General features: G+C 70.6%; 23 protein-coding genes and 2 tRNA genes. 12 read left to right on the top strand and 13 right to left on the bottom strand.

Going from position 1 to position 24,195, the window contains the following annotated elements; translation table 11 throughout:
• Window positions 1-86: 86 nt before the first annotated feature.
• The 3 genes from aroA to OG866_RS14730 all read left to right on the top strand — a co-directional run bounded on the left by aroA (window position 87) and on the right by OG866_RS14730 (window position 2,835).
• Window positions 87-1,403 (top strand): 3-phosphoshikimate 1-carboxyvinyltransferase, encoded by a 1,317-nt coding sequence (aroA, locus tag OG866_RS14720; protein ID WP_329334919.1) that lies wholly within the window; start codon window positions 87-89, stop codon window positions 1,401-1,403.
• Between the two features lie 11 nt (window positions 1,404-1,414).
• Window positions 1,415-2,425 (top strand): ribosome small subunit-dependent GTPase A, encoded by a 1,011-nt coding sequence (rsgA, locus tag OG866_RS14725; RefSeq protein WP_329334921.1) that lies wholly within the window; start codon window positions 1,415-1,417, stop codon window positions 2,423-2,425.
• 86 nt (window positions 2,426-2,511) lie between these two features.
• Window positions 2,512-2,835 carry a DMT family transporter gene (locus tag OG866_RS14730; RefSeq protein WP_059192440.1) on the top strand — a complete coding sequence of 108 codons (324 nt, stop codon included), beginning with the start codon at window positions 2,512-2,514 and terminating at the stop codon, window positions 2,833-2,835.
• 9 nt (window positions 2,836-2,844) lie between these two features.
• Here OG866_RS14730 and OG866_RS14735 read toward each other — a convergent pair whose 3' ends face one another.
• Window positions 2,845-3,456 carry a TetR/AcrR family transcriptional regulator gene (locus OG866_RS14735; RefSeq protein ID WP_329334924.1) on the bottom strand — a complete coding sequence of 204 codons (612 nt, stop codon included), beginning with the start codon at window positions 3,454-3,456 and terminating at the stop codon, window positions 2,845-2,847.
• Between the two features lie 242 nt (window positions 3,457-3,698).
• Here OG866_RS14735 and hisN point away from each other — a divergent pair, with 242 nt between their 5' ends.
• The 6 genes from hisN to OG866_RS14765 all read left to right on the top strand — a co-directional run bounded on the left by hisN (window position 3,699) and on the right by OG866_RS14765 (window position 8,486).
• Window positions 3,699-4,499, top strand: coding sequence for a histidinol-phosphatase (gene hisN / locus OG866_RS14740; RefSeq protein ID WP_329334926.1), 801 nt, complete (start codon window positions 3,699-3,701; stop codon window positions 4,497-4,499).
• A 172-nt stretch (window positions 4,500-4,671) separates the two neighbouring features.
• Entirely contained in the window at window positions 4,672-5,070 is a 399-nt protein-coding gene (locus OG866_RS14745; RefSeq protein ID WP_329334928.1) for a CBS domain-containing protein, read from the top strand.
• Window positions 5,071-5,140: 70 nt separating this feature from the next.
• A complete protein-coding gene (locus OG866_RS14750; RefSeq protein ID WP_329334930.1) occupies window positions 5,141-5,557 on the top strand; it encodes a Fur family transcriptional regulator in 417 nt (138 codons plus the stop codon).
• Between the two features lie 138 nt (window positions 5,558-5,695).
• Window positions 5,696-6,490 (top strand): ABC transporter ATP-binding protein, encoded by a 795-nt coding sequence (locus tag OG866_RS14755; RefSeq protein WP_329334932.1) that lies wholly within the window; start codon window positions 5,696-5,698, stop codon window positions 6,488-6,490.
• Window positions 6,487-7,347 carry an ABC transporter permease gene (locus OG866_RS14760; protein WP_329334934.1) on the top strand — a complete coding sequence of 287 codons (861 nt, stop codon included), beginning with the start codon at window positions 6,487-6,489 and terminating at the stop codon, window positions 7,345-7,347. The genes OG866_RS14755 and OG866_RS14760 overlap by 4 nt, the downstream gene beginning before the upstream one ends.
• A complete protein-coding gene (locus OG866_RS14765) occupies window positions 7,344-8,486 on the top strand; it encodes an ABC transporter substrate-binding protein (RefSeq protein WP_329334936.1) in 1,143 nt (380 codons plus the stop codon). Before OG866_RS14760 ends, OG866_RS14765 begins: the two co-directional genes overlap by 4 nt.
• A 68-nt stretch (window positions 8,487-8,554) precedes the next feature.
• On the opposite strand, the gene OG866_RS14770 is transcribed toward OG866_RS14765, so the two are convergent.
• The 4 genes from OG866_RS14770 to OG866_RS14785 form a co-directional block, all read right to left on the bottom strand.
• A tRNA-Met gene (locus tag OG866_RS14770) sits at window positions 8,555-8,628 on the bottom strand.
• A gap of 179 nt (window positions 8,629-8,807) precedes the next feature.
• The gene (locus tag OG866_RS14775; RefSeq protein WP_329334938.1) at window positions 8,808-10,631 is read right to left on the bottom strand and encodes a tetratricopeptide repeat protein; all 1,824 of its coding nucleotides are present in this window, start codon (window positions 10,629-10,631) and stop codon (window positions 8,808-8,810) included.
• A 218-nt stretch (window positions 10,632-10,849) separates the two neighbouring features.
• Window positions 10,850-10,923 (bottom strand) — tRNA-Met (locus OG866_RS14780).
• A 55-nt stretch (window positions 10,924-10,978) separates the two neighbouring features.
• Window positions 10,979-13,942, bottom strand: a complete 2,964-nt coding sequence (locus OG866_RS14785) for a UPF0182 family membrane protein (RefSeq protein WP_329344104.1) — start codon at window positions 13,940-13,942, stop codon at window positions 10,979-10,981.
• 163 nt (window positions 13,943-14,105) lie between these two features.
• On the opposite strand from OG866_RS14785, the gene OG866_RS14790 reads away from it, so the two are divergent.
• Entirely contained in the window at window positions 14,106-14,648 is a 543-nt protein-coding gene (locus OG866_RS14790; protein ID WP_329334940.1) for a PPA1309 family protein, read from the top strand.
• A 75-nt stretch (window positions 14,649-14,723) separates the two neighbouring features.
• Here OG866_RS14790 and OG866_RS14795 read toward each other — a convergent pair whose 3' ends face one another.
• From OG866_RS14795 to OG866_RS14810, 4 genes are all read right to left on the bottom strand, one after another.
• Window positions 14,724-15,821 (bottom strand): YlbL family protein, encoded by a 1,098-nt coding sequence (locus OG866_RS14795; RefSeq protein WP_329334942.1) that lies wholly within the window; start codon window positions 15,819-15,821, stop codon window positions 14,724-14,726.
• A gap of 36 nt (window positions 15,822-15,857) precedes the next feature.
• Window positions 15,858-16,076, bottom strand: coding sequence for a hypothetical protein (locus tag OG866_RS14800; RefSeq protein ID WP_329344598.1), 219 nt, complete (start codon window positions 16,074-16,076; stop codon window positions 15,858-15,860).
• Window positions 16,077-16,166: 90 nt separating this feature from the next.
• Window positions 16,167-16,628 carry a molybdenum cofactor biosynthesis protein MoaE gene (locus tag OG866_RS14805; protein ID WP_329334944.1) on the bottom strand — a complete coding sequence of 154 codons (462 nt, stop codon included), beginning with the start codon at window positions 16,626-16,628 and terminating at the stop codon, window positions 16,167-16,169.
• Between the two features lie 121 nt (window positions 16,629-16,749).
• A complete protein-coding gene (locus OG866_RS14810) occupies window positions 16,750-17,862 on the bottom strand; it encodes an SDR family oxidoreductase (protein WP_329334946.1) in 1,113 nt (370 codons plus the stop codon).
• Window positions 17,863-18,052: 190 nt separating this feature from the next.
• On the opposite strand from OG866_RS14810, the gene OG866_RS14815 reads away from it, so the two are divergent.
• Window positions 18,053-19,492, top strand: a complete 1,440-nt coding sequence (locus OG866_RS14815) for a zinc-dependent metalloprotease (RefSeq protein WP_329334948.1) — start codon at window positions 18,053-18,055, stop codon at window positions 19,490-19,492.
• Window positions 19,489-20,004 (top strand): NUDIX hydrolase, encoded by a 516-nt coding sequence (locus tag OG866_RS14820; protein WP_329334949.1) that lies wholly within the window; start codon window positions 19,489-19,491, stop codon window positions 20,002-20,004. Before OG866_RS14815 ends, OG866_RS14820 begins: the two co-directional genes overlap by 4 nt.
• A gap of 53 nt (window positions 20,005-20,057) precedes the next feature.
• Here the strand turns inward: OG866_RS14820 and OG866_RS14825 are convergent, their stop codons facing one another.
• The 4 genes from OG866_RS14825 to OG866_RS14840 all read right to left on the bottom strand — a co-directional run bounded on the left by OG866_RS14825 (window position 20,058) and on the right by OG866_RS14840 (window position 23,989).
• On the bottom strand, window positions 20,058-20,813 hold the full coding sequence (locus OG866_RS14825; RefSeq protein WP_329334951.1) for an AIM24 family protein: 756 nt from the start codon (window positions 20,811-20,813) through the stop codon (window positions 20,058-20,060).
• A gap of 17 nt (window positions 20,814-20,830) precedes the next feature.
• Window positions 20,831-21,511 (bottom strand): AIM24 family protein, encoded by a 681-nt coding sequence (locus OG866_RS14830; RefSeq protein WP_329334952.1) that lies wholly within the window; start codon window positions 21,509-21,511, stop codon window positions 20,831-20,833.
• A gap of 11 nt (window positions 21,512-21,522) precedes the next feature.
• Complete coding sequence (locus OG866_RS14835; protein WP_329334954.1) at window positions 21,523-23,265, bottom strand: TerD family protein; 1,743 nt, start codon at window positions 23,263-23,265, stop codon at window positions 21,523-21,525.
• A gap of 127 nt (window positions 23,266-23,392) precedes the next feature.
• Window positions 23,393-23,989 carry a M48 metallopeptidase family protein gene (locus tag OG866_RS14840; RefSeq protein WP_329334956.1) on the bottom strand — a complete coding sequence of 199 codons (597 nt, stop codon included), beginning with the start codon at window positions 23,987-23,989 and terminating at the stop codon, window positions 23,393-23,395.
• Between the last annotated feature and the right edge of the window lie 206 nt (window positions 23,990-24,195).

Here is a 24,195-nt window from a genome sequence, read left to right on the forward strand (position 1 = left end):
GGGCAGGCGTCAGGGGCGCGGGGAACTGCGCGACCAGCCCCCACGGCGCGGCACTCGAACCACAGCCCCCCACTAAAGTGGACCTCATGGCTTTGAACCCCTCAGAAACCGCCCTCTGGCCCGCCCCCCACGCGAGCGGAGCCGTCGACGCAACGGTCCACGTCCCGGGGTCGAAGTCCGTCACCAACCGCGCCCTGGTCCTCGCGGCCCTCGCCAGCGAACCGGGCTGGCTGCGCCGCCCCCTCCGCTCCCGAGACACCCTCCTCATGGCAGCCGCCCTCCGCGAGATGGGCGTGGGCATCGAGGAAGGCGTGGGCCCCGACGGCACCGGCGAGACCTGGCGCGTCCTCCCCGCAGGGCTGCGCGGCCCCGCCACCGTGAACGTCGGCAACGCCGGCACCGTCATGCGCTTCCTGCCGCCCGTCGCCGCCCTCGCCGACGGCCCCATCCGTTTCGACGGTGACCCCAGGTCGTACGAGCGCCCCCTGAACGGCGTCATCGACGCCCTCCGCGTTCTCGGCGCCCGCATCGACGACGACGGCCGTGGCGCACTGCCGCTGACGGTCCACGGCGGCGGCGCGCTGGACGGCGGCCCGGTGGAGATCGACGCGTCGAGCTCGTCCCAGTTCGTGAGCGCGCTCCTGCTCTCCGGCCCGCGCTTCAACCAGGGCGTCGAGGTCCGCCACGTGGGCTCCACGCTCCCCTCCATGCCCCACATCCGTATGACGGTGGACATGCTGCGCGCGGTCGGCGCCCAGGTGGACACCCCGGAGTCGGGCGGCGAGCCGAACGTGTGGCGGGTGACGCCGGGCGCGCTGCTCGGCCGGGACCTCACCATCGAGCCGGACCTCTCCAACGCCCAGCCGTTCCTGGCCGCGGCCCTGGTGACCGGCGGCAAGGTCGTCGTCCCCGACTGGCCGGCCCGCACCACCCAGCCCGGTGACAAGCTGCGGGAGATCTTCACCGAGATGGGTGGCTCCTGCGAACTCACCGAGTACGGGCTGGTGTTCACCGGTTCGGGTGCGATCCACGGCATCGACGTGGACCTGAGCGAGGTCGGTGAACTGACCCCCGGTATCGCGGCGGTCGCCGCGCTCGCCGACTCCCCCTCCACCCTGCGCGGCGTGGCCCACCTGCGCCTCCACGAGACGGACCGGCTGGCCGCGCTCACCAAGGAGATCAACGAGCTCGGCGGTGACGTCACCGAGACCGCCGACGGTCTCCACATCCGCCCGCGCAGGCTGCACGGCGGGATCTTCCACACCTACGAGGACCACCGCATGGCGACGGCCGGCGCGATCATCGGCCTCGCGGTCGAGGGCGTGCAGATCGAGAACGTGGCGACGACGGCCAAGACGCTGCCGGACTTCCCCGAGCTGTGGACCGGGATGCTCGGGGCTTAGGGACCACCGCCATGCGTCGCTACAGCAAGCACACCGACGAGGACGACATCCGCTCCCGCCCCAACCGCAAGGGCAACCGGCCGCGTACGAACATCCGCCCGAAGCACGAGGAAGCGGTCGGGGGCATGGTCCTCACCGTCGACCGGGGCCGGCTCACCTGTCTGGTCGAGGACCGGGTCGTGATGGCGATGAAGGCCCGGGAACTGGGCCGCAAGGCCGCGATCGTCGGTGACCGGGTGGCCATCGTCGGCGATCTCTCCGGTCAGAAGGACACCCTGGCCCGGATCGTGCGCATCGAGCCGCGCACCTCGGTCCTGCGCCGCACGGCGGACGACGACGACCCGTACGAGCGGGTGGTCGTCGCCAACGCCGACCAGCTCGCCATCGTCACCGCCCTCGCCGACCCCGAGCCCCGCCCCCGTCTCATCGACCGCTGCCTGGTCGCGGCGTACGACGGCGGCCTGGAACCGCTTCTGGTCCTGACGAAGTCGGACCTCGCCCCGCCGGACAAGCTCCTGGAGCTGTACGGCGACCTCGACATCCCCTACGTCGTCACCAGCCGTGAGGAGCTGGAGAACGGCGACGCGGCGGGCCGGGTGCGCGAGCAGCTCGACGGCAAGATCACGGCGTTCGTCGGCCACTCCGGTGTCGGCAAGACGACCCTGGTGAACGCACTGGTGCCGGTGGAGCGGCGGCGCCTGACCGGCCGTGTGAACGCGGTGACGGGCCGCGGCCGGCACACCACGACCTCGGCGCTGGCGCTTCCCCTGGACGGCGACGACGGCTGGGTGATCGACACGCCCGGCGTCCGGTCGTTCGGTCTGCACCACGTGGACCCGTCCCGGGTGATCCACGCGTTCCCGGACCTGGAACCGGGAACCGAGGGCTGCCCGCGCGCGTGCAGTCATGATGAGCCGGACTGCGCGCTCGACCAGTGGGTGGCGGACGGCCACGCGGATCCCGCCCGCCTCTACTCGCTGCGCCGGCTGCTGGCCACCCGCGAGCGAACGGAAGGCGACTGACCTCCGCGTTGTTTGTGGGCCCGCGAGTCCGGTAAGTGCATAATCGCACCGAGCCGGACCGGGCCGGACCTACGGGAGGACAGCACATGGCGTGGCTGCTGGTGGTGGTGGCCGGGTTGCTGGAGACCGGATTCGCCGTGTGTCTCAAGCTCTCCCACGGCTTCACCCGGCTCTGGCCGACGGTCGCCTTCTGCATCTTCGCCCTCGGCAGCTTCGGTCTGCTGACCCTGTCGCTGAGGAAGCTCGACGTGGGCCCGGCCTACGCGGTGTGGACGGGCATCGGCGCGGCCGGGACGGCGATCTACGGGATGATCTTCCTCGGTGACCTGGTCTCGACCCTGAAGCTCGTCTCGATCAGCTTCGTCATCGTCGGGGTGATCGGACTCCAGCTGTCGGGCTCGGCGCACTGACCGCTGCCCCTACAGCGCCGCCTGACGGTGCAGGGCACCGCGCACCAGGTCCGTGACGCCGCCCTCCCCCGGCGGGGCCGCCACACAGGAGATGGCGAGCCGTACGACGAGTTCGCAGGAGCGGGCCAGTTCGGCCGTGTCCGGCTTCGCCGCGCCGGGTCCGCCCAGCGCCGCCACGGCACGGTCGCGCACCAGGGCCACGAAGTCGCCGGGCGAGGGCAGCGGACCGTCGGCCCGGCGCTGGGCCGGCACCGCCGAGGAGGACGGCACCGCGGAGAGCGTCGGCGCGGGCAGGCGCTCGCTCCAGCAGCCGGTGAGCATGGCCCGTACGAGCGCGTTCTCGCGGGCCGTGCCGGCCGTCCACTCGGCGGTGGCGGTCAGCCGGTCACGGGCGTCGGAGTGGGTGGCGAGGGCGCGTTCGACGCCGGCGAGATATCCGTCGGCCTCCCGTCTGACGAGCGCGCGGGCCAGCCCTTCCTTGCTCCCGAACTCGTTGTACAGCGTCTGCCGGGACACCCCGGCCGCCGCGGCGACGTCCACCATCCGCACCGCGGACCACGGCCGGCGCGCGAGCGCCGTGTACGCGGCGTCCAGCAGGGACTCCCTCGCTGCGGGCATCATCGCCTCCTAGGGGCGAGCGGCTCTGCGCCCAGATTTGACGCGCGTGATGGCACTGTCAAGGGTTCACGAAGGCATGAGGGGGCGCCCCTGATCCGCCGTACGCCACCACGCGCGCGCTGATCTGCCGGGCTCCGCAGGTGAGCGACGGCCGCCGGTGCGCCAGGTTGCGTCCACTGCGCGCACACTGTCCACACTCCGGCCCCTGTAGCCCCGTACCTCACCCGGCAGATACCGTTCGTCGCATGCCGGACTACCTCGACGACCTCCGCTTCGCCCACGTCCTCGCCGACGCGGCCGACGCGGCCACCATGGACCGCTTCAAGGCCCTCGACCTCAAGGTCGAGACGAAGCCGGACATGACGCCGGTGAGCGAGGCGGACAAGGCCGCGGAGGATTTGATCCGCACCCACCTCCAGCGCGCCCGTCCACGCGACGCGGTCCTCGGCGAGGAGTACGGCCTCCAGGGCACCGGCCCCCGCCGCTGGGTCGTCGACCCGATCGACGGCACCAAGAACTACGTCCGCGGCGTCCCCGTCTGGGCCACCCTCATCTCCCTGATGGAGGCGGGGGAAGGCGGCTACCAGCCCGTCGTCGGGGTGGTCTCCGCCCCCGCCCTGGGCCGCCGCTGGTGGGCCGCGAAGGGCCACGGCGCCTTCACCGGCCGCAGCCTCACCTCGGCCTCCCGACTGCGCGTCTCCCAGGTCTCCAAGCTCTCCGACGCCTCCTTCTCCTACTCCTCCCTCACCGGCTGGGAGGACCAGGGCCGCCTGGGCGGCTTCCTCGACCTGACCCGCGAGGTGTGGCGCACGCGCGCGTACGGCGACTTCTGGCCCTACATGCTGGTCGCCGAGGGTGCTGTCGACATCTGCGCCGAACCGGAGCTCTCGCTCTGGGACATGGCCGCCAACGCGATCATCGTCACCGAGGCCGGCGGCAGCTTCACCGGCCTCGACGGCCGCCCCGGCCCGCACAGCGGCAACGCGGCCGCCTCGAACGGACTCCTCCACGACGAGCTGCTGGGCTATCTGAACGAGCGGTGCTGATCGTTCCGTACGGCGTCACCCAAAGGCGCAGATGAGCGCGTGCGCCCTCAATTGGCCGCACGCGCCCCCTTGTTGACCGTCGCTTTACCTGCGACTGTAAGAGGACCCTCATTTGTGAACTTGTGAATCGCTGAACTAAGTCAGCGATTCCTCAGGAGGTGACTCCGCACCCATGCTCGTCCGCGACGCCATGAGCACAGTCGTCCTCACCATCGGCCCGACCCACACCCTGCGCCAGGCAGCCGCCCTGATGTCCGCCCGCCGCGTCGGCGCGGCCGTGGTCCTCGACCCCGACGGCATCGGCATCGGCATTCTCACCGAACGCGATGTCCTCAACGCCGTGGGCCTGGGCCAGAACCCGGACAGTGAGCCCACCCACGCCCACACCACCACCGACGTCGTCTTCGCGGCGCCGTCCTGGACCCTGGAGGAGGCGGCGCGGGCGATGGCCCACGGCGGCTTCCGCCACCTCATCGTCCTGGACCGGGGCGAGCCTGTCGGCATCGTCTCGGTGCGCGACATCATCCGCTGCTGGGCGCCCGCGCGCCAGCAGATGACCCTCTCCCACTGACCGTCAACTTAGACAAAGTCCAAAGTCAAACTCATTCGCGACCTGGTCACCTTCTGTTAGGCTGGCGCGTATGAGTGACCTTCTGGAACGGCTTCGCGGACGTGGATGGCGGATGACCGCGCAGCGGCGCGTCGTGGCCGAGGTCCTCGACGGCGAACACGTCCACCTGACGGCCGACGAGGTCCACTCACGGGCGGTCGCCAAGCTGCCCGAGATCTCCCGCGCCACCGTCTACAACACGCTGGGCGAGCTGGTCTCGCTCGGCGAGGTCCTCGAAGTCGCCACGGACAAGCGCGCCAAGCGGTACGACCCCAACGCACACCGTCCGCACCACCACCTGGTCTGCGCCCAGTGCGGCGCGATCAAGGACGTCCACCCCGGCGGCAATCCGCTGGCGGACCTCCCCGACTCCGAGCGCTTCGGCTTCAAGGTCTCGGACGTCGAGGTGACATACCGCGGCATCTGCCCCAACTGCGCGGCGGCGTAAGCGAACAAGCACACACAAAGCCCCGGCGCCCTCTGCGGCACCGGGGCTTTGTGCTGTCCACGGACTTCCCCGATCTGACGGACCGTCATATGGTCAACGGCACCCACCAGTCCGTTCCGCACTCCGCGAGGAGACCCCGTGGGAGAGCCGTATCCGAAACTCCACGCACATGACCTGACCCGAACCTTCGGCCGGGGCCCGGGCGCGGTGGCCGCCCTCGGCCCGCTGAACCTGTCCGTGACCGCCGGCGAGTTCGTCTGTGTCGTCGGCCCGTCGGGCTGCGGCAAGTCCACCCTGCTGCGCATCACGGCAGGCCTGCTGCGCCCGAGCACGGGCCGCCTGGAGATCCGCACCACGCCGCAGTCCGATGTGCGGCTCCGCCGCGTGGCCCGCCCGGCCGCCATGATCTTCCAGGACTACGGCATCTACGACTGGAAGACGGTCCGCGCCAACGTCCGTTTCGGCCTCGACATCCAACGCGTCCCCCGCCCGGAGGCGAACGCCCGCGCCGACTCCTGGCTGGCCCGCATGGGTCTGGCCGAGTTCGCCGACGCCTACCCGGCCACGCTGTCGGGCGGCATGCGTCAGCGTGTGGCGATCGCCAGGGCGCTGGCCGTGGAACCCGAACTCCTCCTGATGGACGAGCCGTTCGCCGCGCTGGACGCCCAGCTCCGCGTGATCCTCCAGGACGAGCTGCTGGAGCTGACCCAAGCGCTGCGCACGACCACCCTCTTCATCACGCACAGCCTGGAGGAGGCGATCGTCCTCGGCGACCGGGTGCTGGTGATGTCCGCGCGCCCGGGCCGCGTCATCGCCGAGCACCGCCCGCCGTTCCCCCGCCCCCGCACCGGCGACATCCGCGACACCCCCGAATTCACGTCCCTGAAGAGCGAGTTGTGGGACCTGCTGCGCAAGGAGGCGATACCGGCATGACGACGCTCGCCCCCGACCGGGAGTCGGTACTGATCCGCGCCCCAGGCCCGCGGGAACTACATCCCGTACGGACCCACCGCCGCCGAAGGGCCGTTGAACTGTCCCTCGCGGCGGCCGTCCCGCTGCTCCTGATCCTTCTCTGGCAACTGGCCGCCACCCGTTCCTGGATCGACGCCCGCGTCTACCCGGCACCCTCCACGATCTTCGCGGACGGCTGGGACCGGGCGGTGGCGGGCGACCTGTGGCCGGACGTGTGGGCCACCCTGAAACGCGTCCTCGCCGGCTACGGGCTGGGCACGGCGGCGGGATATCTGCTGGGCCTGTTGATGGGTTCCCTCTCCCTGCTCCGAGCAGCCCTGGAGCCCCTCCTGGACGCCTTGTACGTGGTCCCGAAACTCGCCCTGCTCCCGATCTTCCTGAACATGTTCGGCCTGGGCGAGGGCCCCCAGGTGGCCCTGGTGGCGACGACCGTCTTCTTCTTCGTCTGGATCTCGACGATGGCCGCGGTCATGGCGATCCCCTCCGGCCACCGTGACGCCGGCCAGGTCTTCTGTGCCTCGCCCTGGCAGATGTTCCGCCATGTCCTGCTCCCCGCCTCCCTCCCCGCCGTCCTGGTCGGCGCGCGGATCGCGGCGGGCGTGGCGGTCCTGGTGATCGTCGCCTCGGAGCAGATCGCCGCGACGAACGGCCTCGGCCATCTGATCTTCGACTCACGGGCCCTGTTCCAGAACGACGTGATGTTCGTCGGGATCGTGTGCGTGGCCGTGCTCGGTGTCCTCTTCTCCGAACTGGTACGGGTGGTGGGCCGGTTGCTCACCCCGTGGGCACCGCGGGACCGCGGGAGGGGCCAGGCATGAGGAAACGCGGCTGTGCGCTGGCCGCCGCGGCGGCCGTAGTCCTGACGGCAGCGGCCTGTGGCGGATCGCCGTACGACTCGGACACGCGGCCGGGGACCAGTGCGGGCCACCGCACGATCAGCCCGGTGGAGGGCTGTGGCGACTCGGCCCTGACGGACCCCGCCGACCTCTCCCCGACCCGGGAACCCGCCCGCTGCCAGCAGGGCGCCCCACCCGCACGGCCCCTCACCGAGCCGCGCAGACTGACGATCGCCACGGGCACGCTGAGCGCGGAGTACGTAGCACCCCTCCAAGTCACGCTGGACAAGGGAGAGTTCAAGAAGGAGGGCCTGGACGTGACCCTCAAGGTCCTCCCCACACCGGACGCGCTGCCCCTCCTCGCCAAGGGTGACGTCGACGCGGTCTGGGCGGCGCCCGAGGCGGCTGTGATGAACGGCATCCGGGGCGGGTTCGACATCAGGTGGGTCGCGGGGAACTTCTCACCCGACCCGGAGTCGAAGAGCGGCCTGTGGGTGCGGCTGAAGGACGGCGAGACGGCGAACACCGTGTCCATGGCCGGCCGCAGGCTCGGCACGATGATCGGCAAGGGCTCCGTCATCGCGTACCCCATGGAGAAGGCCCTGGAGAAGCACGGCGGCGCCCTCGACAAGATCACCTACCAGCAGCTCGGCTCCGCCGACGTCCTCACGGCCCTCCAGAACGGCGGCGTCGACTCCGCCTGGCTCCTCGACCCGGTGTGGCGCAAGGTCGACGGCGAGCCGGGCTACGCCTTCCTGGGCGGCCAGCCCGCGGGTGAGCCCCTGGGCGGCCTGCTGTACGGCCGCAGCCTGCTCCAGGACGACGTGGACGCCGGCGTGGCATTGCTGCGGGCGTACATCCGCACGGTGAACTCGTACTTCGCCACGGACTACAAACACGATGAGGCCTTCGTCACCTATCTGGCGAAGCTCCTGAAGACCGACAAGGCGATCCTGGCCGCCACCCCGCCCCTGCGCATGGACTGGGAGATCCGCAAGGGCACGACGGACCGCCTCCAGGCGGCGTACAAGGCCCAGGGCGTGACCGAGGGGGCGGCGCTGCCCGAGTCCAGGACGGTGGACCGCTCCTTCTACGAGGAAGCCGTGGGCCAGGCGCCCTGAACACGCCTGATCGCAGCGGAATACACCGAGGGCCGGAACCCTTTCGGATTCCGGCCCTCGGCCTTCAGTAGCGGGGACAGGATTTGAACCTGCGACCTCTGGGTTATGAGCCCAGCGAGCTACCGAGCTGCTCCACCCCGCGTCGATGAACTGAACACTACGTCACGGACAAGAGCAGAGGCAAATCGATATCCGCACGCCCCATGCCGCCCCAGCTGCGGGCGGTCGCGCCGCCGGGGCGGCACGGGTGGGCGCGGCGGCACCCCACGAGCGCGGGCAAGCGAAACCCCGCCCACCTCGGCCCCCGCGCGACCGCACCCGTCACGCCGACAGCTCCTCCCGCAACGCGTCCCGCAACCGCGCCGCCCGCTCCGAGACCTCCCCCGGCCCCAGCGACACCGCCCGATCCGCCCACCGCTGCCCCTCCGCCAGCTCCCCCCGACGCGCGTAGACCAGGGCCAACCGCAACGCCGCCCGCCCGTGCCCCGCGTCGGCGGCCCGTGTCCACCACACGGCGGCCTCCGGCTCGCTCCCCTCGCGAGCCAGCAGCAGCCCCAGATTGAACGCCCCGTTCCGCGACCCCGCCTCCGCCGCCTCCCGGTACCACCGAGCCGCCTCCACGACATCGCCCCGAGCCGCCGCCAGCATGCCCACCCGCACCTGCGCCCGCCGATGCCCCTGAGAGGCCGCCCGCTCGTACCACTCCTCGCACTCGGTCTTGGACTGGTGCACGGACTCGCCCAGCTCGTGCGCGGGCGCGGGCGGCCGCCGAGCGTCCAGCACGGTCGCCAGCCGGTACGCCGCCTCCGCGCTGCCGCCTCCCGCGGCGCACCGCAGATGCCGCTCGGCCTCAGGCTCGTCCCCGTCCCGCAGCCGGGCGATGCCGACCTGGAGCGCGGCCTCGGTGTGCCCGGCGGCGGCGGCACGCTCGTACCAGCGCAGCGCGACGACATCGCCCTCCGCGGTGCCCCGCCCGGCGAAGAGGATCCCGAGGTTGAACGCGGCGTCCACGCTCCCGGCCTCGGCGGCCTTGGAGAACCACGGCTCGGCGCCGGTCGCGTCCCCGACCTGGAGCAGCAGGATCGCCAGCGCGTTCGCCGCCTCGCGGTGCCCGGCGTACGCGGCCCGCCGGTACCACTGCTCGGCCTGGGCGGTCCGCCCCTGCTCGGCGCAGAGCAGCCCGAGGTTGTACGCGCCGTTCACGTCGCCGGCGTCCATCGCGGCCCGGTACCAGCGCTCCGCGGTCTGGGTCTCGCCCCGCTCGGCGTGCAGCGCGCCCAGCGCGTTGGCGGCGTTGCCGTCGCCGTCCTGCGCGGCCCGCAGCCACCACACGGCGGCGCTCTCGGTGTCGCCGGCGTCACGCAGCAGGAAGCCGAGCGCACAGGCGGCCCGGGCGTCGCCGTCCTTGGCGGAGGTCAGGTACCAGCGCCCGGCCTCCTTGAGCTCGCCGCGCTTCTCCAGGATCGCGCCGAGGTGCAGCGCGGCCCGCTGGTGTCCGCGCGCGGCGGCCTGCCGGTACCACTGCTCGGCCTCCGCCGCCTGGGAGACACCGTTGTCAGCCCCGTCGTCCCCCGCGCTCGACGCCTGCCGGTCAAGAGCGCGCGCGAGCCGGTACGCCGCCTCGCGGTGTCCTCGTTCGGCCGCGGCCCGCATCCACTGGTCGGCCGCGGCGTCCCCGCGGTGCTCCAGCAGGTCGGCGAGGGCGTACGCGCCGAGCGCGTGGCCCTGCTCGGCGGACTGCTGGAGCCAGTACTGGGCGGCGGGTTCGTCGCCCCGCTCGCGGTGGTGCCGGCCGAGGGCGTGGGCGGCCGCGGCGGAGCCGGCGACAGCGGCGATCCGCCACCATCCGGCCGCTTCGTCGGCGTAACCGCGCTGGTGGAGAAGGACACCCAGGTTGTTGGCGGCGGCCCGGTCGCCCGCGGCCGTCGCGGCACGCAGCTGGGGCTCGGCTCCGTCGAGATCACCGCGGCGCAGCAGCATGGCCCCGAGGACGCTCATCGCCTCGACGTCGCCGGCTTCCGCGGCGAGGCGCCGACGCACTTCCTCGGCAGCTTCCTCGGCGCCCTCCACCGCCCCGTCGCGATCGGAGGGCTGCACAAATCGCCCTGTCTCGTACAGAGTTGCCTTGTCCCCCATAACATCCATCGTCGCACCACCTGCAACCTGGGTACACCTGGTATACCGCAGCCAGTGAGGTCACTTCAGCGTTTTGTCGACATGCCCACAGAGAGACAAGTCAAACACAGTTCCCCCAACTCCCCACGGCGGCACGTCCATCCCTCCCTGCGGCACACGCGTTCGTAGGCCGTTCGCACATCACGAAGGCCCGGATCCTTGATCAGGATCCGGGCCTTCGTTTTCAGTAGCGGGGACAGGATTTGAACCTGCGACCTCTGGGTTATGAGCCCAGCGAGCTACCGAGCTGCTCCACCCCGCGCCGTTGTGTTGCAACCGTACCACGGCGCGGGGTGGGTCATTCGATCAACAGCTGATCAGCCGCTGGGACTGCTGCTCGGACTCGGACTGGCACTGGACCCGGAGCCTGAACCCGAGCCCGAGCTGGGACTCGCGCTGGGCTTCGGAGTGGTCTTGTCCTCCTTGGACTGCGCGTCCTCGGCCCGCTGGAGCGCGTCCTCCAGATCCTTCTGCGCCACGCCGTACGCCTCCCAGTCGCCCTTCTTCAGGGCTGCCTGGCCGTCCTCGAAGGCCTTCTGGGCGTCGTCCAGCGCCTGTTGGACCGTCGGGTTCTCGGACGTCGGTGGCTTCGTCGTCGTGTCCCCGCCGTCGTCCTCAGGTGGCGTGGTGGTCTGGCCCTCCGCTTCGAAGACCTTGTTCAGAGCCTCGTCGAGGGTGTCCTCGAAGGCGGTGTTGCCGCTGTAGGTCACCAACACCTTCCGCAACAGCGGGTACTTCAGTCCACCACCGCGTACGTAGACGGGCTCCACGTACAGCAGTCCTCCGTCGAGCGGCACCGTCAGCAGGTTGCCGTACTCCACCTTGGAATCACCTCTGTTGAGGAGGCTGATGGTCTCGGCGATGTCCTGTTCGGAGTTGAACTGGCTCTGCACCTGTTTAGGACCTTGGACGGTGGTGTTCGTCGGCAGTTTCAGGATTCTGATCTTGCCGTAGTCACCGGTGCCCGCTTCCGCGTCGACCGACATGAACGCACTGAGATTGTCCCGGCCGTTGGGCGTGAACGTCGTCGTGAGCGAGAACGCCTGCGACGACTGGTCGGGCATCTTCATGCTCAGGTAGTACGGCGGCACCGCGTCGCCCGAGGTGTTGGTCGGGTCGTCCGGCACCTGCCACACCTCGGAGCCGGACAGGAACGTCGTGGCGTCCTTCACGTGGTAGCGGCTGAGCAGCTCGCGCTGGACCTTGAACAGGTCCTGCGGGTAGCGCAGATGGTCCATGAGCGACTGGGAGATCTCGCTCTTGTCCTTCACCGTGCCCGGGAACGCCTTCATCCAGGTCTTCAGGACCGGGTCCTTGGTGTCCCACTGGTAGAGCTTGACCTGACCGGTGTACGCGTCGACGGTCGCCTTCACCGAGTTGCGGATGTAGTTGACCTGGTTCTGCTGGGCCACCACCGCGCGCGAGTTGTTCGTCGCGGTCAGCGAGTCCGCCGTGGTGTCACCGAGGGTCGTACGGGACGAGTACGGATAGCCGTTCGTCGTCGTGTACGCGTCGACGATCCACTGGATCTTGCCGTCCACGACCGCCGGGTAGGCGTCACCGTCGATGGTCAGCCAGGGCGCCACCGCCTCGACGCGCTCCTTGGGCGTGCGGTTGTACAGGATCCGCGAGCCCTCGCCGATCGCGCCGGAGTAGAGGATCTGCGGCTCGCTGAACGCCACCGCGTACGCGGCCCGGTTGATCGGGTTGGAGAGGTTGACCCCGCTGTCGCCGGTGTAGCTGAAGGTCTTCTCGCCGTTGTCGTCGGAGTAGTCGATCTCCTTCTGGGGACCGCCGACGATCGAGTACTCGGTGGTCTTCTCGCCGTAGTAGACCCGCTGCTGGTACGTGCCGAGGTCGCCCTGCGAGGGCAGGTCGGACTCGGTGAAGACCGGGCGGCCCTCGGAGTCGGCGGCGGTGCCCTTGGCGGCGACCACGCCGTAGCCGTGGGTGTAGCGGAAGTGGTCGTTGATCCAGTTGTTCTTCGGAATGCCGGCGAGGTTCAGCTCACGCAGACCGATGACCGTGTCCTGGTCCTTGCCGTCCTTGCTGTAGCGGTCGACGTCCAGGTTGGTCGGGAACGCGTAGTAGTTCCGCATCTGCTGGAGCTGCTGGAACGTCGGCGAGACGATGTTCGGGTCCATCACACGGATGCTGGCCGTGCCGTCGACGTCGTCGCGCAGCTTGGTCTTGTCCGAGGTGGTGGAGTTGCCCTGGTACTCGGTGACCTGCGCGTCGTCGATGCCGTAGGCCTCGCGCGTCGCCTTGAGGTTCTTCTCGACGTACGGCGCTTCCTTGGCCTGCTCGTTCGGCTGGACCTGGAACTTCTGGACGATCGCCGGGTACAGGCCGCCGATGAGGATCGCGGAGAGCACCATCAGACCGAAGCCGATGACCGGCAGCTGCCAGGTGCGCCGCCACAGGGTGGCGAAGAACAGCAGGGCGCAGATGACGGCGATGCAGAACAGGATCGTCTTGGCCGGCAGATACGCGTTCGCGTCGACGTACCTGAGGCCGGTCCAGTTGTCGGTCGCCTTGAAGTCGCTGGACTTGACCGCGAGGCCGTACCGGTCGAGCCAGTACGCCACCGCCTTCAGCGCGACGAAGATGCCGAGCAGCACCGACAGATGCCCGGTCGCGGCGGCCGTGGCCCGCGCGCCCGGGGAGGTGATCCGCAGACCGCCGTACAGGTAGTGGGTCAGCGCGGCGGCGATCACGGACAGGATCGCGGCGGCGAAGCCGAAGCCGAGCAGGAACCGGTACCAGGGCAGGTCGAAGGTGTAGAAGGAGATGTCGAGCTTGAACTGCGGGTCCTTCTCGCCGAAGGACACGCCGTTGACCCACATCAGCCAGGTCCGCCACTGGCTCGACGCCGAGGCGCCCGCGATGAGACCGACCAGCGCGGTGATCCCCAGCAGCAGCCACTTCTTGTACGGCGCGATGCCCATGCGGTAGCGGTCGAGGTTCTGCTGCTCCATCGACATCGCGCTCAGCGGCGGCCGCAGCCGGTGCGCGAGCCAGATGTTGAAGCCGACGGCCAGGGCCATCAGCAGACCGAAGACGAAGAACAGCCCGATCTTGGTCCACAGGGTGGTCGTGAACACGGACGAGTACTTCACCGACCGATACCAGAGCCAGTCGGTCCAGAACCCCGCGAACATGGTGAACGCCATGCCGAGTACGGCAAGGACGCCCAGCGTCATGAGCAGGGTCCGGACACGCCGGGACGGGCGGCCCACTCTCATCCGCGGCCCCGTGGGGCCTCCGCCGCGGTCCGGCATCTGGAAAGCCAAGGTGCGCACCTCGAAGTTCGCTGTTGGTCCGTCAGGCCCGCGTGTTCACGGGCCGTCCGTGGGCCACGTGATCGTAGGCCCTCACCTATGCAACTTACTCACGCTTTACTCGGTTCCCGATTCCGGCCATGAACGAGGCAGGATTGTGACCATGTCCAACACCCCCATGGCGGCGAGCCCCCTGACCCGGGCCGTACTCGAGATCGACGAGTACGTCTCCGGCCTCGGCTGGGACCAGCCCGCTCGCCTTTTCGCCCTCGTAGACACCGCGCGACTGCGGTCCCAGGAACCCGCTCTCGCGGCCCAGCTCGGCCTGGAGGACGGCCAGGCGTCCTCCGCGCTCACCCCGATCGAGCAGGAGGAGATCCCGGCGGGCAAGCCGCTGGACGAGTTCCTCGGCACGATCGCCTGGCCCGACGCGGTCGTCGGCTGCGCCCTGACGGTGGAGCGCCTGATGCTGCCCCCGTCCGCCGAGGCCCAGGTCCCGGAGGACCTGAGCGGCAAGAAGCTCACCCAGTGGGTCGCGAAGCACCCCGACCGCCAGGAGGTCCGGATGACGGTCGCGGTGCTGCGCGACGGCACCCGCGACTCGGCCGTGCGCCTGCGCGAGAAGGACTCCCCGACGGAGGTCCTCACCGGCGGCGCCCTGGTACCGGGCCTGGCGGAGGCACTGGCGGCGACGTTCGAGGACTGATCCCTTCTTGTACGTGGACGGGGGCGCCCTCAGTCCTGGGGGCGCCCCCGTCCACGTACGCGTGTGCCTCTCCGGTCAGCCCTTGGTCGTGCACTTCGGCAGGTCGGAGGTCTTGCCGGAGCGGATGTCCTTGAGGGCGCCGAGGGCGTCCTCGATGGTGTGCACCTTGACCAGGGTGAGCCCGTCGGGGGTGTCCTCGGCGGCGGAGGCGCAGTTCTCGGCGGGCGTCAGGAAGTACCGCGCCCCCTTGTCGCGCGCGCCGACGGTCTTCATGTCGATGCCGCCGATGGGGCCGACCTTGCCGTCGTCGTCGATGGTGCCGGTGCCGGCCACGAACGTGCCGCCGGTGAGGCTGCCCGGGGTGAGCTTGTCGTAGATGCCGAGGGAGAACATCAGACCGGCGCTCGGGCCGCCGACGTCGGCGAGCTTGATGTCGATGGTGAACGGGAAGGTGTGGTCCGTTCCGGCGGTGATGCCGACGATGGCGCGCTTCTCGAGCTCGTCGTCGGACTCCTTTGTCGTGATGGTCACGTCCTCGGTCTCGGTCGCCGTCTTGTTCTCCTTCTCCGCGGCGGCCTGCTCCTTGGCGGGCACGATCGTGAAGGTGACCTTCTCACCAGGCTTGTGCTTGGTGACCAGCTCGGCGACGTCGGTGGGCTCCTTGACGACGGTTCCGTCGACGGCCTTGATCACGTCACCGGCGTGCAGGACGCCCTCGGACGGGGAGTCCTTGGCGACCGTGGAGACGATCACGAAGGCCTTCACCGGGATGTCCAGCTCCTTCAGGGCGGCGACCTTGGCGCTCTCCTGGGACTGGCTGAACTCCTCGGCGTTCTCCTGGGTGGACTGCTCCTCGGTCTTGCCGTCGGGGTAGAGCGTGTCGTGCGGCACGACCTTGTTGTCGTGCGCGAGCCATCCGTACACGGCCTCGACCAGGTTCATCTTGTAGTCGGCGCTGGTGACCCGGACGGTGGTCATGTTGAGATGCCCGCTCGTGGCGTACGTCTTCCGACCCGAGATCTGGAGCACCGGCTCGCCGTCGTGCTCGCCCAGGGTGTTCACCGTCGGCCCCGGGGACATCTCCGAGTACGGGACGGGGATGAAGACTCCCGCGCAGAGAAGCGCGATCAGCATCAGGGTGGAGGCGAGCATCGTCGCGGTGCGGCGTGGCATGGAACGACAGTACGGGACGCACCTGTCAGCGTCCCGTCAGGGCCGCTTCTCCATCGCCTTGCGGAACCGGGCGTAGCCGTCCAGCTCGGGACCGTCGCTCCGCGCACTGCGGGTCCGGTTGGCCCAACTTCCCCACAGACCGGCGCCGATCGCGGCCACAAGCGGAATCAGCAACCAGGCGAGCGCCGCCATGCCGACCTCCCAACCCCAGATGAGCGACCGCAACTGACTGATCAGCAGATTAACCATCCGCACGGACAACGCTCACGTGCGGGGGGCGGTTACGCAACTGGAGGGAGTGGCAGGTGGGATGGGCCGGAGCTCGACAGGCGGGCGACCGAGGGTTCAGCAGGCGCCGACCCATTCCTCGGTGCCGTCGGAGAACTTCTGGTGCTTCCAGATCGGCACCTCGTGCTTGAGGTCGTCGATCAGCTTCCGGCAGGCTTCGAAGGCCTCACCCCGGTGCGGACAGGAGACGGCGACGACGACGGCGAGGTCCCCGACAGCCAGATCCCCGACGCGATGCACGGCGGCCAGCGCCCGCACCGGGTACGCCGCGACGACCTTCTCCGCGATCCGCCGCATCTCGGCCTCGGCACTGGGATGGCACGAGTACCCGAGCTCGTCGACGTCCGCTCCCCCGTCGTGATTCCGCACGGTCCCCACGAACAGCGCGGTCCCCCCGGCCGCCTCGTCCCCGACGGCCTTGAAGACCTCGTCCAGGGAGAGCGGCGTCTCACGAATGGCGAGGAGCTTGATCGGCTCGTCGCCGGCCTGCTCACCGGGATGGTCGTAGGTGGTTCCCATGGCCCCATCGTGCCTCACGCACGGGAACAGGGGGAATAGCGCTATCGCCCGGCACGCGCGGGTGCGCGTTTGGAGCCTTCTACAGGGAGCGTTCACGGGGAGCCCGTCTACAGGGGCCGCCTCAGATCCGCCGCCGCGCCTTGCGCGCCCTGCGCACCACAGCCGCCGCGCCGAGCAGGGCCACCGTCGCGCCCGCCGCGCCCGCCGCCGTGGCGTCCTTGCGCCCCAGCCGCCGCCCGGCCACCGTGCGCCGCCCGGAGACCTCCTCCAGCAGCTCCGCGAGCACCTCCTCGTTGGTCCACTGCGGCCGCCACCCGGCGTCGTGCAGCCTGCTCCCGCTCACCACCCAGGGGTACATCGTGTACGCGAGGTCCCCGGCGGGAGAGGGCGTCAGCCCGATGCGGTGAAGCCGGGCCGCCGCCCCCAGCGCGACCGCCGACGGCAGCTCCATCCGCCGGATCCCGCTGAGCTCCTCGACCTCCTCCTGCTCCAGCCATCCGTCGCAGCCGACGGCGAGCTCACCCTCGACCTTCTCCAGCACGGCGTACTCCAGAGCACTGCACAGGTCCTCGACATGGCAGAACTGCCAGGCGGGCCGCGACCCGGCCACGACAAGGAGTCGAGGCGACTCGAAGTACCTGGTCAGCGCGGTGTCGGTGCCGCCCACGAGCACGGCGGGCCGCACCACGGTGACATTGAGCCCGGGATGCGCCCGAGGTGCCCGCCGCGCGAGCCGCTCGACCTCCAGCAGGTCCCCTACGCCGGTCGCCTCCGCGGTCGCCCGCAGCTCCGCGTCCTCGGACAGCGGCAGCTCGTTGTCCTCCAGCGCCCCGTAGACCATGGCGGACGTGCACAGCACGACCCGGTGCACCCCGGCCGCGGCGGCGGCGGTCAGCACGGTCTGCGTGCCCCGGACGTTGTAGGCCGTCCGGGCGGCCGCGTCCGTCTCCAGATCGAGGTCCAGCGCCAGATGCACCACGACATCCGCGCCGCGCAGCTTCTCCGCGATCGCCGGGTCCCGTACGTCGAGGATGTGCCACTGCGCCGCCGCGCACTCGCCGCGCCGCTCGTCGATGGCGATGACCTGCTTGATCTCCTCCGAGGCGGCGAGCCGCTCGGTGAGCAGCGCACCGACTCCGGCGGCGGCACCGGTCACGGCGACGACGGGCCCGCGCAGGCCGGGACCGGTTGACTGGTTTCGCGCTGCGCGAACCTGCGGATCAGGGGAACTCACCGGGCGTCTCCAGCGGTTGTCTTCAGTACGAGCGCTAGTGACGCGTACGTACCAGGTGGCATCCATCCTGCCGCAGGCCGCGAGTCGGCGGAGCACCGAGGCCCGAACCGCCCGCGGTGTTTACGCTGGGTGGTGTTATCGGGCAGTCGCGCCGCCGGGACACCGGTGGCCTTACCAGCCGAGGAATCCCGTGAGTGACACCCCATTCGGATTCGGCCTTCCGCCGGAGGAGCCGGACGACGGCGACGAGGGCAAGAAGAAGGACCAGCAGAGCGGTGGTGGCCAGGGCCCGGCCAACCCGTTCGGTTTCGGCGGCCTGCCCGGCGCGGGCGGCTTCGGCTCCCCCGGCGCCGACAATCCGTTCGCGGCCATGTTCGGTTCCCTGAACCCCAACGACCTGGGCGCCGCGTTCCAGCAGCTGGGCCAGATGCTCTCGTACGAGGGCGGCCCGGTGAACTGGGACATGGCCAAGCAGATCGCCCGCCAGACGGTCTCCCAGGGCACCGCTGACGGCACCAAGGACGCGAGCGTCGGTCCCGCCGACCGCACCGCGGTCGAGGAGGCCGTCCGCCTGGCCGACCTCTGGCTGGACGACGCCACGTCCCTGCCGTCCAGCGCGGGCTCCGCCGTGGCGTGGTCCCGCGCGGAGTGGGTCGAGGCGACCCTGCCCGCGTGGAAGGAGCTCGTGGACCCGGTCGCCGAGCGCGTCGGCAACGCCATGGGCGACGTCCTGCCGGAGGAGATGCAGGCCATGGCCGGCCCGCTGATCGGCATGATGCGCTCGATGGGCGGCGCGATGTTCGGCACGCAGATCGGGCAGGCCGTCGGCGTGCTCGCGGGCGAGGTCGTCGGCTCCACCGACATCGGCCTGCCGCTCGGCCCGGCCGGCAAGGCGGCGCTGCTGCCGATCAACATCGAGGCCTTCGGCAAGGACCTCGGCGTACCCAAGGAGGAGGTGCGGCTGTATCTCGCCCTGCGCGAGGCCGCCCACCAGCGTCTGTTCACGCATGTGCCGTGGCTGCGCTCGCACCTGTTCGGCGCGGTCGACGGCTACGCGCGCGGGATCAAGGTCGACACCGCCAAGCTGGAGGACGTGGTCGGCCAGTTCGACCCGCAGAACCCCGAGCAGTTGCAGGACGCGCTCCAGCAGGGCATGTTCCAGCCGGAGGACACGCCCGAGCAGAAGGCGGCCCTGGCCCGTCTGGAGACGGCTCTGGCGCTCGTCGAGGGCTGGGTCGACGCGGTGGTCCACGCGGCCGCCAAGCCCCGGCTGTCGTCCGCGGACGCGCTGCGTGAGACCCTGCGCCGCCGCCGCGCCTCGGGCGGCCCGGCCGAGCAGACCTTCGCCACGCTGATCGGGCTGGAGCTGCGCCCGCGCCGCCTGCGGGACGCCTCCCGCCTGTGGGCCTCGCTCACGGACGCGCGCGGTGTCGACGGCCGGGACGGTCTGTGGGCCCACCCGGACATGCTGCCGACCGCGTCCGACCTGGACGACCCGGACGGCTTCGTGCACCGCGAGCAGCTGGACTTCTCCGAGCTGGACAAGATGCTCGGCGAGGCGGCGGGCGGCTCCACCGAGAAGCCGAACCTGAAGAAGGACGAGGACGAAAAGGGCGACGACTCCGAGTGAGCCTGTTCGACGACGCGGTCCTCGTACTGAAGAGCTACGAGGGCCAGGAAGAGCTGCGTCAGACCTACCTCGACCATCTGGCGAGCCACCCGGACGGCATGTGGAAGGCCTGCGGCGACGGGCACATCACGGCGAGCGCGCTGGTGATCGACCCGTCACGCGGGCGCGTGCTGCTCACCCTTCACAAGAAGTTGCGGATGTGGCTCCAGATGGGCGGCCACTGCGAGCCGGCGGACGCCACGCTGGAGGCGGCGGCGCTGCGCGAGGGCACCGAGGAGTCCGGTATCGCGGGCCTGACCCTGCTGCCGGGCGGCCCGGTCCGTCTGGACCGCCACCACACCCCGTGCGCCTGGCATCTCGACGTCCAGTACGCGGCACTGGCTCCGGCCGGGGCGGTGGAGGCGATCAGCGAGGAGTCCCTCGACCTGCGCTGGTTCGCGTACGACGAGGTGGCGGCCGTGGCGGACGACTCCGTCGTACGACTGCTGGACGCGACGCGCGCGAGAATGTGAACGCGTAAGGGGCGCCCGCAATAGGCGGGCGCCCCTTACGCGTCGGACACCGGCTAGCTCCAGACGTTGCCCTGGTTCTGCCCGCGTGCCCCCTGCTGGCCCATCCCGTACTGGGCGGCGAGGCCGGAGCCGATCTGGGCGTTCTGCGGCGGCAGCAGCTCGCTGGGCTGGACGATCGCGTAACCGCTGCCCATGAAGCTGAGCTCCCAGCCCTCACCGGTGTTGCCGCGGCGGCGGAACACCCCGGAGGAGTGCGTCTGGGCCTGCATCTGGACGCGCAGCGAGGTCGACCAGGCGACGATCGCGTCGGCGTCGCAGTTGACGTACTTGTCGGGGGTGACCTGCATCATCAGCGGCATGCCGGAGGTCATGAGGGCGACCTTGCCCCGGCCGGTGATGTTGAGCTGGTACTTCCCGGAGCCGGAGATGCCGTAGAGGCTGTCGACGGCGATGACCTCGTGGTGCAGCGAGGAGTCCATGGCGAGGACGTAGGAGCTGTCGACGGTGAGGCCGTCCTGCTCCACGTCCACCAGGTGGACGTGCTGCTTGAGGTTGGCGAGGTAGACCGTGCCCTGCCCGTGGCAGCGCATCAGGTCCAGGCCCTCGCCGGTGCGCGCACGCGCGCGTCCCTGCTGGTTGGACTGGTACTCGGCGTCGAACTCCATCAGCCCCTGGTAGGCGACCATCGTGCCCTTGCGGGCGAGGATGTCGTCGTGGCCCTCCAGGGTGATGCGGAGCATCTGCTTGTTCTGCAAGCTCCAGCGGTCCTGGGACTGCTGGTCGTTGTAGGCGAAAATCGGGCTCTGCATGGCGTTCTGGCTCCCCCTCAGCCCCGGAACCGGAGACGGTCGGTGCTGTCCTCGCTGGGCTGGACGACGACGATGCCCTGGCCGGAGAAGGCCATCTGGTAGGCCTCACCGCTGCCCCGGCCGATGAGCGACTGCGCCTTGAAGCTGCGCTTGCCCTTGACCTTGAGGTTGGGCGACCAGGCGACGAGCGCGTCCGGGTCGACGTACGTCTCGTCCTCGCCACCGCCGCAGTCGACGACGATCGGCTTGCCCCGGGAGGTCAGCGCGACCCAGCCCTGCCCGGAGATCTTGGTGTTCCACAGGCCCTGTCCGGCGAACTTGGCCAGACCCTTCACCCGCTCCACGCCCCAGGTGAGGTGCGCGTCGAAGGCGAGCAGGTTGGTGGCGTTGACGGAGATGCCGTCGCCGTTGAGGTTGATGACGACGACGTTGGCGCCGTAGTCGGCGAGGTAGAGCAGTCCGTCGCCGGTGCACTTCATCAGGGGGGCGCCCTCGCCGGTCATCCAGTCCTTGGCGATCTGGCGGACGGCGGGCGGGTTGGGCTCGTACTGGACGAAGCCCTCGTAGGCGACCATCGAGCCCACGCGCGCGAAGAGGTCGTTCCCCGTCTGCATGGCGACCTTCAGCATGTGGTTGCCATGGTTCTCCATGCGGGCGGAGACGGGTGCGGGGGCGAAGCCCGCGAGTGGCTGGTTCATGACGGGCTCCCTCAGATCTCGTACGGCTGGACGACGATGAAGTTGCCGGGAGCGGCCCGGAACTGGAGGTTGACGCTCTCTCCGGTGTCGCCGGGGTAGGCGTTGCGACGCATCCGCACCTGACTGGAGACGATCACCTGGGCGGCGGACGACCAGGCGACCACCGCGTTGGCGTCGGCGAAGGTGGTGGGCGTGACCGGGAGGACCACGGGCGTGCCGTGGGTCTTCACGACGATCGTGCCGGTGCCGGTGAACTGCATCGTGAACAGCGCGCCGCCGGGGATGCCGTGGCCCTCGATGCGGCGGACCTCGTACTGGAGGCCCTCGTCGAAGGCGAGGACGTTCTCGGCGGAGACGCAGATGCCGTCGCCCTGGAGTTCGATGGGGTGCAGCATCGTGGAGTTCTCGGCGAGGAACACTTGGCCCTGGCCGGTACAGCGCATGAGCTGCATCTCCTGGCCCGTCGCGTTGCCCACGATCCGGCCGGTGAAGCCCGCGCCCTTGTAGCTGAAGTCGACCTTGCCCTGGTAGAGCACCATGCTGCCCTGCCGGGCGAGCACGGGCTGGCCGCCGATGCCCAGGTCGACGCGGACCATCTTCTTGTTCTGCTGCGTCCAGCGCTGGCCGGTCGGCGTCTCCTTGAACTGCTGGAGCGCGGCGGCGACTCCGGGCGCCTGAGGCGTGCCCTGCGGGACGCCCTGGGGCGCGCCGTAGGGGGCCTGCTGGCCGGGGACCTGGCCGTACGGGGGCTGCTGACCGTACCCAGGGGGCGGGGTCGGCTGGCCGTAGCCGGGCGGCGGGGCCGGGGCGTGCGGGGCCTGGGGGGCGTGCGGAGCCTGGGGGGCGTGCGGCTGACCGCCGTAGCCGGGAGGCAGGGGGGCGGTCTGGCCGGGGGCGCCCTGGCCGTACGGCTGCTGCTGCGGCGGCTGGCCGTAGGGCGCGGCGGGCGCGGGCGCCGGGGGCGGCACCGGGGCGCCGCCGGGCGGGGTCAGGGGCGCGACGATGGTGGGCGCGGCGTGCACGTTCGGCGCGGGGGCCGGTGCGGGTGCCGGGGGCGGGGTCGCTCCGGGCGGCGGTGCGAAGCCCTGCGCGGGCTGCGGGGCCGGGGCGGGAGCGGGGGCCGGAGCGCCGAACGTGGGCGGGGTGGCGGCCTGCGGCGGCGGGGCGAAGCCTGGGGCGGCGCCTGCCTGCGGCTGCTGTGGGGCGGGGGCCGCGGGGGCCTCCTCCTCCATGACCTCGCCGCCGAAGTTCTTCAGCAGCGCCTCCAGGCCGCCGTCGAAGCCCTGTCCGACCGCGGCGAAGCGCCAGACGTCCTTGAGGTAGAAGTCGCCCAGCATCACGGCACGTTCGGTGGAGAACTCCGAGCCGTTGAAGGAGTAGCGGGCCACCTCCTCGCCGCCCGCCACGATCCGGAGGTAGCCGGGGGCGATCTGCGACATCTGCCCGGCGCCGTCGATCGTCGCGGTGAACGACAGCTTCTGGATCTGCGCCGGGACCTGGTCGAGGGTGACCCGGAAGGACTCCGTGTCACCCGCCTGGGCGCCCAGGAGCTGAATGGACTCCTCGGGGGACTTCGGCTGGTTGAAGAAGACGAAGTACCGGTCGTCCGAGAGCCGTTCGTCGGCGTCGAGGCCGAAGCAGCTGATGTCGAAGCTCAACCCGGGGCCGGTGATCTGTACACCTACATACAGATCGGTGCCCGCGGTGAGGTCACTGACCTTGGCCTTGTGGCCGCGTTGGAATTCCCTGGCCATGCGTAACGACCGTCCCCCATCCAAGAGCGAGTGCGTCGCGCCAGGCTAACGGCAAACTCTGGGAGCGGACGATGTCGGTACAGAGCCGGTACACAATCCCCCGTCCGGGCACGCTCGGGAACGCGGGTCATTCCCCGCGCGCGCCCGGCACATGCGGCAGCCGCTCGGCGGCGACCACCCCTTCGAGATAGCCCCGGGCCCGCTCGGTCCGCGGATACGCCTCCAGGAGCCGCCAGAAGCGCGGCCCGTGTCCCGGCACGAGAAGATGCGCCAGTTCATGGAGCAGGACGTAGTCGACGACGTACTCGGGCATGCCCTGGAGCCGGTGCGAGAGGCGGATGCTGCCTTCGGAGGGGGTGCACGAACCCCAGCGGGTGTTCTGGTTGGTGACCCAGCGCACGGACTTGGGCCGGGCCCGCCCGTCGAAGTACTGCGCCGACAGTCGCTCGGCGCGCTCGGCCAGCTCGGCGTCGCCGAGCACCCGCTTGCTCTCCTGGGCGGCGAGTTTGTCGAGCATGACGCTCACCCAGCGTTGCTCCTCCGCCTCGGACATCCGGGCAGGGATCAGCACGACGGTGCGATCGCCCTCGCGGTACGCGGAGACCGTCCGGCGTCGACGAGCGCTCCTGCGCACCTCGATCGCGGTCGCCGCCGAGCCGCTCGGCGGCTGGCTCGTCGTGCTGCGCTGTGGTGTTCCGGCACGGTGCAGTGGGTCGGCGGACACGCCCCGACGTTACCCGCTGTACATGGCGGAAGTCCCGACTCCGGGACGGTTCGGTTCCGATCCCCCGCCATGCGCTGGATTTGTACGACGAATACCCCCCGCCTGTGGACAACTTTCGGCACGGTCCGTCGCGTCCGGGCATGCTGGCACTCGCCGCCGGAGCCACGGCCGACCACCGGGAGCGCTCGGCGCGGCGTACGGGGTTG

Origin of the sequence: Streptomyces sp. NBC_00663 (assembly GCF_036226885.1) — a bacterium.
In the GTDB taxonomy this organism is placed as follows: Bacteria; Actinomycetota; Actinomycetes; order Streptomycetales; family Streptomycetaceae; genus Streptomyces.